Annotated in this window: 12 protein-coding genes; 5 read left to right on the top strand and 7 right to left on the bottom strand. The window is 70.5% G+C overall.

Translation table 11 applies throughout. The features are described 5' to 3' along the window. Positions 1-129: 129 nt before the first annotated feature. Positions 130-1,818, top strand: coding sequence for a peptide chain release factor 3 (locus OED52_RS04780; RefSeq protein ID WP_413247714.1), 1,689 nt, complete (start codon positions 130-132; stop codon positions 1,816-1,818). Between the two features lie 103 nt (positions 1,819-1,921). Then, complete coding sequence (locus tag OED52_RS04775; protein ID WP_413247713.1) at positions 1,922-2,503, top strand: hypothetical protein; 582 nt, start codon at positions 1,922-1,924, stop codon at positions 2,501-2,503. Here the strand turns inward: OED52_RS04775 and OED52_RS04770 are convergent. The 5 genes from OED52_RS04770 to OED52_RS04750 form a co-directional block, all read right to left on the bottom strand. Continuing rightward, a complete protein-coding gene (locus OED52_RS04770; protein ID WP_264153541.1) occupies positions 2,500-3,543 on the bottom strand; it encodes an enoyl-CoA hydratase/isomerase family protein in 1,044 nt (347 codons plus the stop codon). The two genes, OED52_RS04775 and OED52_RS04770, sit on opposite strands and share 4 nt — an antisense overlap. Before the next feature lie 51 nt (positions 3,544-3,594). Continuing rightward, entirely contained in the window at positions 3,595-4,266 is a 672-nt protein-coding gene (locus OED52_RS04765) for a pyridoxine/pyridoxamine 5'-phosphate oxidase (protein ID WP_264153540.1), read from the bottom strand. Positions 4,267-4,312: 46 nt separating this feature from the next. Continuing rightward, the gene (locus OED52_RS04760; RefSeq protein WP_264153539.1) at positions 4,313-4,786 is read right to left on the bottom strand and encodes a VOC family protein; all 474 of its coding nucleotides are present in this window, start codon (positions 4,784-4,786) and stop codon (positions 4,313-4,315) included. 16 nt (positions 4,787-4,802) lie between these two features. Continuing rightward, the gene (locus OED52_RS04755) at positions 4,803-5,285 is read right to left on the bottom strand and encodes a nuclear transport factor 2 family protein (protein ID WP_264153538.1); all 483 of its coding nucleotides are present in this window, start codon (positions 5,283-5,285) and stop codon (positions 4,803-4,805) included. Positions 5,286-5,400: 115 nt separating this feature from the next. Continuing rightward, positions 5,401-6,048 carry a TetR/AcrR family transcriptional regulator gene (locus OED52_RS04750; protein WP_264153537.1) on the bottom strand — a complete coding sequence of 216 codons (648 nt, stop codon included), beginning with the start codon at positions 6,046-6,048 and terminating at the stop codon, positions 5,401-5,403. Between the two features lie 101 nt (positions 6,049-6,149). Between OED52_RS04750 and OED52_RS04745 the strand changes: the two genes are divergently transcribed. From OED52_RS04745 to OED52_RS04735, 3 genes are read left to right on the top strand one after another with little or no spacing between them, the layout of a single operon-like run. After that, the gene (locus OED52_RS04745) at positions 6,150-7,652 is read left to right on the top strand and encodes an acetyl-CoA acetyltransferase (RefSeq protein WP_264153536.1); all 1,503 of its coding nucleotides are present in this window, start codon (positions 6,150-6,152) and stop codon (positions 7,650-7,652) included. Beyond that, positions 7,649-8,443, top strand: coding sequence for an enoyl-CoA hydratase/isomerase family protein (locus tag OED52_RS04740; RefSeq protein WP_264153535.1), 795 nt, complete (start codon positions 7,649-7,651; stop codon positions 8,441-8,443). Before OED52_RS04745 ends, OED52_RS04740 begins: the two co-directional genes overlap by 4 nt. A gap of 2 nt (positions 8,444-8,445) precedes the next feature. After that, positions 8,446-9,600, top strand: coding sequence for an acyl-CoA dehydrogenase family protein (locus tag OED52_RS04735; RefSeq protein WP_264153534.1), 1,155 nt, complete (start codon positions 8,446-8,448; stop codon positions 9,598-9,600). A gap of 74 nt (positions 9,601-9,674) precedes the next feature. Here OED52_RS04735 and OED52_RS04730 read toward each other — a convergent pair whose 3' ends face one another. Together OED52_RS04730 and OED52_RS04725 are read right to left on the bottom strand one after the other, a co-directional pair. After that, positions 9,675-10,112, bottom strand: a complete 438-nt coding sequence (locus OED52_RS04730; protein ID WP_264153533.1) for a DUF6069 family protein — start codon at positions 10,110-10,112, stop codon at positions 9,675-9,677. A gap of 73 nt (positions 10,113-10,185) precedes the next feature. Continuing rightward, positions 10,186-11,976 (bottom strand): ABC-F family ATP-binding cassette domain-containing protein, encoded by a 1,791-nt coding sequence (locus OED52_RS04725; RefSeq protein ID WP_264153532.1) that lies wholly within the window; start codon positions 11,974-11,976, stop codon positions 10,186-10,188. Positions 11,977-11,989: the final 13 nt, after the last annotated feature.

The raw sequence follows: 11,989 nt of genomic DNA, 5'->3' as shown, positions 1-11,989 counted from the left end.
GGGGTGGAGGGTCGTCGGCCGGGAAACGTGATCGAATCTGAGAGAAATCGACACCGAATCGCCGAGTAACATGGACGAGTTACCGGCGATAGCGCCCCCACCCACTGCCCCCTTCGAGAGGTTTTCCGCGTGAGCACCCCGCATGCTTCGGCCGACAGTCGTTCCACCGGCAGCACGAAGCCTGCATCCGCGAAGGAAGTGCGCGCCGAGGCGGAGCGCCGGCGCACGTTCGCCGTCATCTCCCACCCGGACGCGGGCAAGTCGACGCTCACCGAGGCGCTCGCGCTGCACGCCCGGGTGATCTCCGAAGCCGGCGCGGTCCACGGCAAGGCCGGGCGCAAGTCCACCGTGTCGGACTGGATGGAGATGGAGAAGGCCCGCGGCATCTCCGTCAGCTCCACGGCGCTGCAGTTCAACTACACCTCCGAGGAGGCGCCCCGCGGCGAGGACGGCAGCGAGACGGTCAACGTCATCAACCTCGTCGACACCCCCGGCCACTCCGACTTCTCCGAGGACACCTACCGCGTCCTCACCGCCGTCGACGCCGCCGTCATGCTCATCGACGCCGCGAAGGGCCTCGAGCCGCAGACGCTGAAGCTGTTCCAGGTGTGCCGCCACCGCGGCATCCCGGTGATCACGGTGATCAACAAGTGGGACCGCCCGGGCCGCACCCCGCTCGAGCTGCTCGACGAGATCCAGGAGCGCATCGGGCTGACGCCGACGCCGCTGTTCTGGCCGGTGGGCATCGCCGGTGACTTCCGTGGCCTGCTGCGCCGCGGCGAGGACGGTGCCGCCGTCGAGTACATCAAGTTCACCCGCACCGCCGGTGGCGCGAAGATCGCGCCCGAGGAGCACCTGTCCCCCGACGAGGCGCTGAGCCGTGAGGGCGACACCTGGGCCGAGGCCGCCGAGGAGTCGGAGCTGCTCTCGGCCAGCGGCCAGGACCACGACCAGGAGCTGTTCCTGGCCGGGCAGACCTCCCCGGTGATCTTCGCGTCCGCGATGCTCAACTTCGGTGTGCGGCAGATCCTCGACACGCTCGTCGCGCTGGCGCCCGCCCCGGGTGCCCGCCTCGACGTCGACGGCAATCCCCGCTCGGTCGACGACCCGTTCAGCGCCGTGGTCTTCAAGGTGCAGGCCGGCATGGACACCGCGCACCGCGACCGGCTGGCGTTCATGCGTGTCGTCTCCGGTGTGTTCGAGCGCGGCATGGTCGTCACCCACGCCCAGACCGGCAAGCCCTTCGCCACCAAGTACGCCCTGACGGTCTTCGGCCGCGAGCGGTCGACGGTGGAGAACGCCTATCCCGGCGACGTCGTCGGCCTGGTCAACGCCACCGCGCTGGCACCGGGCCACACGCTCTTCGTCGACCGGAAGGTGGAATTCCCGCCGATCCCGTCGTTCGCCCCCGAACACTTCGCGATCCTGCGGGCCGAGAGTGCCTCGAAGTACAAGCAGTTCCGCAAGGCCGTGGACCAGCTCGACTCCGAGGGTGTCGTGCAGATCCTGCGCAACGACATCCGCGGCGACGCCTCACCGGTGATGGCCGCCGTCGGCCCGATGCAGTTCGAGGTGGTCGCCGCGCGCATGAAGGCCGAGTACAACGTCGACCCGAAGATCGAGCCGCTCGGTTACTCCCTCGCCCGCCGCACCGACGCGGCGTCGGTGGACGAGCTGAACCGGCAGCGCGGCGTCGAGGTCTTCACCCGTTCCGACGGGGTGCTCCTGGCACTGGTGAGCGACAAGTGGCGCCTGCAGTACATCCAGAAGGAGCTGCCGGAGCTCACCCTCGAGCCGCTGGTCGCCGCCACCGACTGAGCCCGGTCCCGCAGGGGCCGTCCGGGTGGTGCATCCAGCGGATTTTACTGATACTTTCCTTTCCGTCGATCCGGCGTATCGGGGGGAATCAGGAGCTTTGTCGATGAACGACGACGTATCGGCCGCGGCCGGTGAGGGAGTGTCCGGCGGGACGGGCGGGGCAGCGTGCTCCGGACGGCCGAAGCGTTCGGGTGCCTTCGTCTACCCGTTGCCGAGCACTCCGCTTCCGAGCAGTACCCCGTTGACCACCCCGGATCCCGGAACGCACCGGACGAGCGTGGGGGACGCTCCGTCGATCGAAGGTGACCCGGCCGGCGGGGTGGGCGCCGGCGATTCCGAGGAAGGAACGACACTGGTGACCAGCACCGGCACGAACGGCTCCGTCAGCGCACCCGGCACGACCGAGGGTCTCGACACCACGACCGGCCCGACGCCCTCGCGGCGCAATTCGATGGGGGTGGCCTCGGTGCGGATCGCGGCGCGCCTGGCCCACAACGAACTGACCGCGCGGGGAGCGCGCAGCGGCGGGGCGCACGGCGACCCGACGGTCGACAACGACGAGCTGCTCGCACTGCTCGGCGAGTACCTGCTGGCCGGCGGCCTCGAGAAGCCCGAGATCCACGCGACCCTCGGCGGGCAGCCGATCGTGGTGGATCTGCAGTCGCCGCAGCGGTACGCCCGCTAGGAGCCGTCGCCGAACAACCCGGAGATCATCTCCGGGTCCACCTCGTCGAGGGTCGCCGGCGACCACTGCGGGTCGCGGGTCTTGTCGACGAGCACGGCGCGCACACCCTCCGCGAAATCCGGTGTCGCCGCGACCCGTACGGCGACGTCGAGTTCGCGGGCGAAGCACTCCTCGATCGTGCTCTCGGCGCCGCGGCGCAGCAGTTCGGCCGTCGCCCACACGCTCGTCGGCGACAGCGACCGGAGGGTGGTGCGGGTGCGTTCGGCCCACTCGGGGTCGATGTCGTCGAGCCGGTCGAGGCGCGCGACCATCTCGAGCACCGTGCCATCGCCGAAGACCTTCTCGATGTCGGTGAAGCGTTGCGCCAGAGTCGATTCCGGCGCAGGTTCGACGAACTCGTCGAGGGCGTCGCGCCAGTGCCCGGAGCGGACCCGGTCGGCGAACTCGCCGATGCGGGCGCTGGGCACGTAGTGGGTGGCCAGGCCGACGGCGAGGGCGTCGCCCGCGTCGATCCGGCTGCCGGTGAGGCCGAGGTACATGCCGACGGCGTCGCAGCGGGCGGTGGTGCCGCGCAGCCGCGGCAGGAAGTGACTCGAGCCGACGTCGGGAACGAACCCGATGGCGGTCTCGGGCATGGCCATCGTGGTCCGTTCGGTGGTCACCCGCACCGCGCCGTGCACCGAGATACCGAGGCCGCCGCCCATGGTGACGCCATCGAGGACGGCCAGATAGGGCTTGGGATAGCCGGCAACGAGCTCGTCGAGCCGGTACTCGTCGGCGAAGGCCTCCCGGACCGCGTCGAAATCGCCCGCGAGGGCCGCCTCCCGTACCGGTTTGACATCGCCGCCGGCGCAGAACGCGCGGTCGGAGGTGCTGGTGACGAGGACGGCGGTGACCGCCGGGTCGTCGCGCCATTCGAGCAGCGCCGCATGGACGGCACGGATCATCGGCCGGTCGAGGGCGTTGAGGGCGCCCGCCCGGTCGAGTTGCACTTCGCCGACACCGTTGGCGACGCGTGTGCGGATGTTGGACTCGTTCACGGGCGGGAGCCTACCGGTCACCCGGGACGACACCGGGATCGGCGACACGCGTCACGGGTGGAGTTCCTCGCGCGACCAGCCGTCGCCGGTGCGCCGGTAGCGCAGCCGCAGATGCCGTCGTCCGGGATCGGCCTGCCAGAACTCGACGGTCCCGGCCGCCACGCACCAGGCGCGCCAGTGCGAGGACACCCGCTCGGGGTCGGCGTCGAGGAGGGCGAGCTGCTCGGCGACGAGCCGGTCGTACTCGGCGGGGTCGGCGAGCACCTCGCTCTGCCGGCCGGTGGAGGCGACGGCCCGGGCGAGGACGGAGCGTTCCCGGAAGTCGCGGGCGCACAGTTCCGGCGACCCGACGTGGACGGGACCGCGCACCCGCACCTGTCGGCCGAGTTCGCGCCAGTACACGGTCAGCGCCGCCGCAGGGGTGATCCCGAGCTGGCGTCCCTTCGGGGAGCGGTCGTCGCCGGAGAACCACCAGCCGTCGTCGGTGACGTCCTTGATCAGCAGGGTGCGGGCATCGGGTGTCCCGTCGGGGTCGACGGTGGACAACGTCGCCGCGTGCGGTTCGACGATCCCGGCCTCGGTCGCGTCGGTGAGCCAGCGCAGGAACAGCTGCTGCGGCGTCGGTTCGGGTTCGAGTGGCGGCGGGGTCGCCGTCGAGCCGGGCAGGGCCCGGATCCGGGCGCGGACGTCGGGGAACTCGCTGCGGGGCGGGATGTCGCTCATCGCCGCAGGTTACCCATCTCCGGGCGGTCTCGATTCCGGAGCGGCGTCAATTCCGGGGAGGGGGAAGCTTGCCGGTGAGCGGGCCGACGAGCATCCACCGGTGCCCGAAGGGGTCGAGCAGGGTCGCGTTGCGGTGCCCGCGGCTCTCGTTGATCCACCGCTCCACCGAGCCCCCGGCGAGCCGGGCCCGGGCGAGCACCGCATCGGTGTCGGACACCTCGAGCATGAGGCTCACCGACACGGCTCCCTCCCCGGGCGAGGTGAGACCGAGTTCGGGGAATTCGTCTGCGAGGTAGATCATCCCGGTCGGGAACCGGAGTTCGGCGTGCCCCACCCGGCCGTCGTCCATCATCACGGGCTCGGCCGCCAGCGAGGCCCCGAAGACCCGCGTGTACCACTCGATGGCCTCGTGGGCCTTGGGCACGGTGAGATACGGGAGCGCACCCGGCCGGGGGAACTCGCCCGCACCCTCGGTGGCGGTGCCCCCGGTCGTGGCACCCGCGAAACCGTTCTCCGTCACGGAGACCTCCTTCCCGTCACGACGCCCGCGGCTGCTGCAGCAGTCCCCAGCGGTTGGTGGTCAACGTCACCGACGTCGGCTCGCCCATGCGGGTGACGGTCTCCCAATTGCGTTGGTAGCTGGTCTCGCTGATGCGCCAGCAGCCGTCCTCGCAGAGGCGGTACCGGTCGTGGTAGTAGGCCGATCCGCGCAGCACCATGCCGTCCTCCGGGACGATCACGGTGTCGGACAGCAGCCACACTCCGGTGGCGGTGCGGCCGTCCTCGGCGATGTCGATCTCGGGATGACTGCAGGTGTGCTCCGTGATCAGACGCGTGCCGAGTGTGTTCTCCAGGAAACCGATGAAGGCGTCGCGCGATTCGAAACTGAGATATTCGCCGTACACGGCGTTGACGTCCGGGGTGAGGGTGTCTGCGAGTTCGCGCCACGCCTTGGTGTCGAGCGTGCGCGCGTATCGGTATTTCAACCGCGTGATCTCCCCGACCGCTTGCAGATCCATCACCGGTCTCCAGTCACTGTCCACCTGCAGGTATCGGCATCCAGGCTATCCCGGAAACCGCGTCCGAGCGGCCCGAATCAGCCGCGCCGGCGGTGCGGGCAGCATCGCGATTCGGTCACGACCGCCGCGAACGTGTCCCTTCCGGCATCCGATCGGCGTGCCTGTCGGCGCGCAGTGCGCGGATCGTCGCGTCCACGACGATCTCGGCGTACTCGTCGTCCTCCTTCTCGTCGGGCGTGGCGAGGGCGAACAGGGCGTGACTGAGCACGGCACCGGTGACCATCTCGAGCAGCAGCGTCGCGGAGGTGTCGGCCGGGAGTTCGCCGCGTTCGACGGCGCGGTGCACGATCGTGCGGGCCGCGAGCAGGCGGCTGCGGTTGAGGGTGAGGGTCAGACGGGCCAGCAGTTCGGGGTTGGCGCGGGCGTCGAGGGCCACGCGCAGGCTGACGAGACCGGGGGTGGTGCGGTAGCCGCGCAGCAGCTGGCGGGCGAGTTCGACGAGGTCGGAGCGCAGTGCGCCGGTGTCGATGGGGACGGGCAGGGGGCTGCGGGCCTCCAGGGCCTGGACCAGCAGGTCGTCCTTGCTCGTCCAACGGCGGTAGAGCGCGGCGCGGCCCACTCGTGCGCGTCGCCCCACCGCGTCGAGCGTGAAACCACGCCAGCTCGTCTCGGAGTAGACCTCGATCACGGCGTCGAACACGCGGTCCTCGAGGTCGGCGTCGCGGGGTCGTCCGCGACGGCGCGGGGCGGGTTGTTCGGTCACGTGTGGCAAGTGTGCCAGACCACCCACCGATTTACAGACTGAAATAGTCCGTATTAAGCTGGCGCCGTCCTCCTCTTCCAGAGCACGACCGAAGGAACGCCATGACCGACCCCACCCGGGTTCCCGTCGTCATCGGCGTCGGCGACCTGCGCTCCGGCCGCGCCGGTGCCCCCGCCGACCCGCGTGAACCGCTCGATCTCATCCACGACGCCACCCGCGCCGCGCTCGCCGACGCCGGCGTCGACCTCGCCTCGCGGATCGACACGATCCACGCGATCAAGACCGCGAGCTGGAACTACGACGATCTGCCGGGCCTGCTGGCCGAGCGTCTCGGTGCGAAGCCCGAGCACACCTCGACCACGCCCATCGGCGGCCACTGGCCGGCGGCGCTCCTCGACCGCATCGGCCACGACATCGCCACCGGGACCACCTCGGTCGCGCTGCTCGTCGGCGGTGAGGCCCAGGCCTCGGCCACCAACGCGTACAAGTCGGGGACCGACCCGGCCACCCTCGGCTGGACCACCGCACCCGGCGGACCCGCCCCCATCGGCACCGACGATCTCGGCAGCCCCGCCATGCAGCGCGCCGGGATGATCGTTCCCACCCGCGTGTACCCACTGTTCGAGAACCGGCTCAGCCACGATCTCGGGCACTCGCGCGAGAAGTCGCTCGAATGGTCGTCGAATCTGTACGCGGCGTTCTCCGAGTTCGCGGCGGAGAACCCGGCGTCCTGGAACCCCGAACGGCACACCGCCGAGGAGATCCGCACCATCGGCGGCAAGAACCGTCTCGTCACCGAGGCGTACCCGCTGATGCTCAACGCGATGCCGTTCGTCGACCAGGCCGCCGCCGTGGTCGTCACCTCCCTCGCCGTCGCCCGCGAACTGGGTGTCGCCGAGGAGAAGCTGCTCTACGTGTGGGGCGGCGCGGGCGCGACCGAACCGGGCGACGTCCTCGCCCGCGGTGACTTCGGCCGGTCCGCCGCCCTCGACGACGCGCTGCGCCGCACCCTGTCCGCCACCGACCTGCGGCCCTCCGACTTCGACATCATCGACGCCTACAGCTGCTTCCCGGTGGTACCCAAGCTGCTGATCGAACAGCTCGGCCTCCCCCGCGACACCGTCCCGTCGGTGACCGGCGGCCACTCCTTCTTCGGCGGCCCACTCAACAGCTACACGCTGCACTCGATCGTCGCGGTGGCCAAGCGGCTGCGCGAGGACGGCGAGCTCGCTCTCGTGCACGGCAACGGCGGCTACCTCACCTACCAGCACGTCGTGGTGCTCGGCTGCGCCCCGCACACCGACGGCTACGTCGGCGACCCCGAGCACGTCCTGCTCGAGCCGTCCGCCCCCGAGACCGCCACCGATTACAGCGGCGAGGTCCGGATCGTCACCGCCACCGCCGAATACGGCCGTGACGGCAACCCGTCGATCGGCTTCCTCGTGGGTCTGACCCCGGACGGTCGCCGCGTCTCCGGCCAGACCGACGCCGCCGGCGCCGCGATCCTCGCCGCCGGAGCCGACATCGTCGGCGAGGACCTGCACGTCACCGACAACGGCGGTCACCTCACCGTTACCCGCATCGAACAGGAGTCCCAGTCGTGAGCGAACCCGTCGTTCTCGTCGAACAGCGCGAGCACGTCCTGCTCGTCACCATCAACCGCCCGAAGGCCGCCAACAGCATCAACGCCGACGTGCACCAGGCCCTCGGTGAGGCCTGGGAGCGGGCCGAGGCCGAGAAGGACGTGCGCGTCGTGGTCCTCACCGGCGCCGGCGATGCCGTCTTCTGCGGCGGCGCCGACCTGAAGGCCCTCGGCACCAAGGGACCGGACGGGGTCACCCCGCCCGAGACCGCCCACTGGGGCTTCGCCGGCGTCGTCAAGCACCACATCTCCAAGCCGGTCGTGGCCGCGGTCAACGGCACCGCACTCGGCGGCGGCACCGAACTCGCGCTCGCCAGCGATCTCGTCGTCGCCTCCGAGACCGCCGAATTCGGTCTGCCCGAGGTGCACCGCGGCCTGATCGCCGGTGCCGGCGGCGTCTTCCGCATCGGCCAGGCCATCCCCCGCGCCGTCGCGATGGAACTCGTCCTCACCGGCAAGCCGATGTCGGCGGCCGACGCCCTGCGCTGGGGTCTGGTCAACCGCGTGGTGCCGCAGGCCGAGGTCCTCGACACCGCCCTCGCCCTCGCCGCCGACATCGCGAAGGGTGCCCCGCTCGCCGTGCAGGCCAGCAAGACCGTCGCGCGCGGCATCATCGACGGCAACATCCCGGCCGAGGACCAGGCCTGGGAACTCACCGACAAGGCCCTCGCGCGTCTGACCACCAGCGCCGACACCCTCGAAGGCGTCATGGCCTTCATGCAGAAGCGCGAACCCGTCTGGAAGGGCGAATGAGCATGACCACCACCGAAGCGATCCGCTGGGACACCGACGAGCAGAAGGCGCTGCGTCAGCTCGCCGCCGACTTCACCCGCAAGGAGATCGTCCCCCACCTCGACGAGTGGGAGCGTGCCGGTGAGATCCCGCGCGAACTGCACCGCAAGGCCGCGGACGCGGGCCTGCTCGGCGCCTCCGTCGCCGAGGAGCACGGCGGGTCGGGCGGCAACGCCCTCGACATGCTCGCGATCCTCGAGGAGATCATCCTCGCCGGTGGCTCGTCGGGCCTGATCTCGGCGCTGTTCAGCCACGGCATCGCCACGCCCCACATCATCGCCTCGGGCAACCAGGACCTCATCGACCGGTTCGCCCGCCCGGCGCTCGAGGGCCGGCTGATCGCCTCGCTCGCGATCACCGAGCCCAGCGGCGGCTCCGACGTCGCGAACATCCGCACCACCGCGCGGCGCGAGGGCGACGAGTACGTCATCAACGGCGCCAAGCTCTACATCACCTCGGGCACCCGCGCCGACTTCGTCACCACCGCGGTGCGCACGGGCGACGCCGGTGCCGGCGGTATCTCGCTGATCGTCGTCCCCACCGACACACCGGGTTTCACGGTCTCACGCAAGCTCGACAAGATGGGCTGGCTGTGCTCGGACACCGCCGAGCTGTTCTACGACGACGTGCGGGTGCCGGCGAGCAACCTGGTCGGCGCCGAGAACACGGCCTTCGCGCAGATCGCGCAGCAGTTCCAGGGCGAGCGGCTGTCACTGGCCTTCCAGGCCGTCGCGACCGCGCAGCGCTGCTTCGACCTGACCGTCGAGTGGGTCAAGTCCCGCGAGACGATGGGCCGACCGCTGTCCAAGCGCCAGGTGGTGCGGCACCGCCTCGCCGAGCTGGCCACGGAGATCACCGCGGCGAAGACCTTCTGCCGCTCGGTCGCCGAGCGGTGGGTCAACGGCGAGGGCATGCTGCTCGAGACGTCGATGGCGAAGAACAACGCCGTCAAGGCGTGCGACCACGCCGTGATGGAGGCCGTTCAGCTCGCCGGTGGTATCGGCCTGATGCGTGAGAGCGAGGTCGAGCGCCACTTCCGCGACGCCCGCGTCCTCGGCATCGGCGGCGGCACCAACGAGATCATGAACGAGATCATCAGCAAGCTGCTCGGCCTGTAGGTCTCCGCCCGAACTCGGGGGAGGAAATGTGCGACTTTCCTTGCGGAAGCGCACATTTCCTCCCCCTACTCGTTTCAGTCACGCGCACGGAGCATCTCCAGGGCGACGACGACCACCACGGCGATCACGACGTGCATCAGCGCCAGCGCGACGGTGCTCGGCGTGTCGAAGTCCGCAGAGATCGTGCCCTGGATCGTCGCCAGCGGCAGCAACGCCCCGACGACCTGCGCGATCCGCGCGAAACCGTTCCACCACAGGGTGAGCAGGGCGGCGACGGCGAGACCGACGGCGAGCGGGACGACGGACATGAGCACCACGCCACCGGGCGCCGCGCTCATCACCTCACCGGCGTCGGTGTGTTCGAACGAGCCACCCGCGACGAGCCCGACGGCCCACAGCACGAGGTCGACCACCAGTGCGGTCACGACGGCCGCGGCAATCACCACCGCGGAACGCGCGAGCCGGGACTGCGGGAGATGCGTAGAGGTACCGGATGTTTCGGTGACGGACATGAATCCTCCTGATGGGCGTTCCTTCTGACGACACCCATCCTGCGACCTCGAGCCGACTCGAGGTCAAGAGGAATCAGTCGAGATCTTCGGCGAGCTCCATCCACTGCTCCTCGGCCGCTTCCTTCTCCGCCACCACCTCGCGCAGCTGCGCGTCGAGCTTCTGCAGCTTCTCCGGGTCGGTCGCGGCCTCGGCGAGCTGCACGTGCAGCTTCTCCTCCTTCTCGGTCAGCTTCGCGACGAGCCGTTCGAGGCGGGACAGTTCCTTGCGGGCCGCGCGTTCGGCCGCGCCGTCCCGCTTCGGCTTCGCCGGGGCATCCGCGGACTTCGAGACCGTCGACGCCACCGACGGCACCCCCCCGTCGCCCATCGCGGCGCGACGGCGCAGGTACTCCTCGATACCGCCGGGCAGGTTGGTGAGCTTCCCGTCGCCGAACAGCGCCCAGGTCGACTCGCAGATGCGCTCGATGAGATAGCGGTCGTGGCTGATGACGACGAGGGTGCCGGCCCAGCCGTCGAGCAGGTCCTCGAGCTGCTGCAGCGTGTCGATGTCGAGGTCGTTGGTGGGCTCGTCGAGCAGCAGCACGTTCGGCTCGGCCATGAGCACGCGGGTCAGCTGCAGGCGGCGGCGTTCACCGCCGGACAGATCGCCGACGGGGGTGCGCTGCCGGGCGGGTGAGAACCCGAGCCGCTCGGCGAGCTGACCGGCCGAGATCTCCTTGTCGCCCAGCGTGATCCGTTCGGCGACGTCCTTGACGGCCTCGAGCACCCGCATGTCGGTGGGCAGGTCGTCGAGTTCCTGCCGCAGCCAGCCGATCTGGACGGTCTGGCCCTGGATGCGCCGGCCCTGCGCCGGTTCCAGCTCACCCGCGAGGGTGCGCAGCAGCGTTGTCTTGCCGGAGCCGTTGACCCCGACCAGACCGATGCGCTCACCCGGGCCGAGGCGCCAGGTGAGGTCGTGGACGAGTTCGCGGCCGTCCGGGGTGGTGAGCGTCGCGTCCTCGAGTTCGATGACGACGCGGCCCAGGCGGCGCTTGGCGAACGAGGCAAGCGCCACCGAGTCGCGCGGCGGCGGCACGTCGGCGATCAGCGCCTCGGCGGCCTCGACCCGATACTTCGGCTTGGACGTGCGGGCGGGCGCCCCGCGACGCAGCCACGCGAGTTCCTTGCGGGCGAGATTGCGGCGGCGTTCCTCCATCGCGTCGGCCTGGCGGGCCCGCTCGGCGCGGGCGAAGATCCAGTCGTTGTAGCCACCGTCGTAGCTCTCGACCCTGCCGTTCACGACCTCCCAGGTGCGGGTCGCGACGGTGTCGAGGAACCAGCGGTCGTGGGTGACGACGACGAGGGCGCTGCGCCGGTCCAGCAGGTGCCGGGCCAGCCACTGCACACCCTCGACGTCGAGGTGGTTGGTGGGCTCGTCGAGCACCAGCAGGTCGAGGTCCTGCACCAGCGCGGCGGCGAGGGCGACGCGGCGGCGCTCGCCACCGGAGAGGCTGTCGACGACCGCGTCGAGCCCGAGCTTGTCGATGCCGATACCGGCCAGCACCGAACGGATGCGGGCGTCACCGGCCCATTCGTGCTCGGCCACACCGAGCGGGCCGAGGACGGCCTGGCCGACGGTCGAACCCTCGGGCAGACCGCCGCGCTGGGTGACGACGGCCATGCGGAGACCGTTCACGCGGCTCACCCGGCCCGAGTCGGGTTCCTCGATCCCGGCGAGCACTTCGAGCATCGTCGTCTTGCCGCCGCCGTTGAGGCCGACGACGCCGATCCGCTCCCCTTCGTTCACGCCGAGGGACACCGAATCGAGCAGGGGCTTGATGCCGAAGGACTTCGAGACCTGTTCGAGGTTGATCAGATTCGCCACGTGGAGCAATGCC

It is taken from the genome of Rhodococcus sp. Z13, assembly GCF_025837095.1.
In the GTDB taxonomy this organism is placed as follows: Bacteria; Actinomycetota; Actinomycetes; order Mycobacteriales; family Mycobacteriaceae; genus Rhodococcus; species Rhodococcus sacchari.
This window is presented reverse-complemented; position numbering and strand designations above follow the sequence as displayed.

Bases quoted from the DNA above. Each gene is read 5' to 3' on its own strand.
- OED52_RS04735 (WP_264153534.1), top strand. From the start codon at position 8,446: ATGACCACCACCGAAGCGATCCGCTGGGACACCGACGAGCAGAAGGCG.
- OED52_RS04755 (WP_264153538.1), bottom strand. From the start codon at position 5,285: ATGGATCTGCAAGCGGTCGGGGAGATCACGCGGTTGAAATACCGATAC.
- OED52_RS04775 (WP_413247713.1), top strand. From the start codon at position 1,922: ATGAACGACGACGTATCGGCCGCGGCCGGTGAGGGAGTGTCCGGCGGG.
- OED52_RS04745 (WP_264153536.1), top strand. From the start codon at position 6,150: ATGACCGACCCCACCCGGGTTCCCGTCGTCATCGGCGTCGGCGACCTG.
- OED52_RS04730 (WP_264153533.1), bottom strand. From the start codon at position 10,112: ATGTCCGTCACCGAAACATCCGGTACCTCTACGCATCTCCCGCAGTCC.
- OED52_RS04765 (WP_264153540.1), bottom strand. From the start codon at position 4,266: ATGAGCGACATCCCGCCCCGCAGCGAGTTCCCCGACGTCCGCGCCCGG.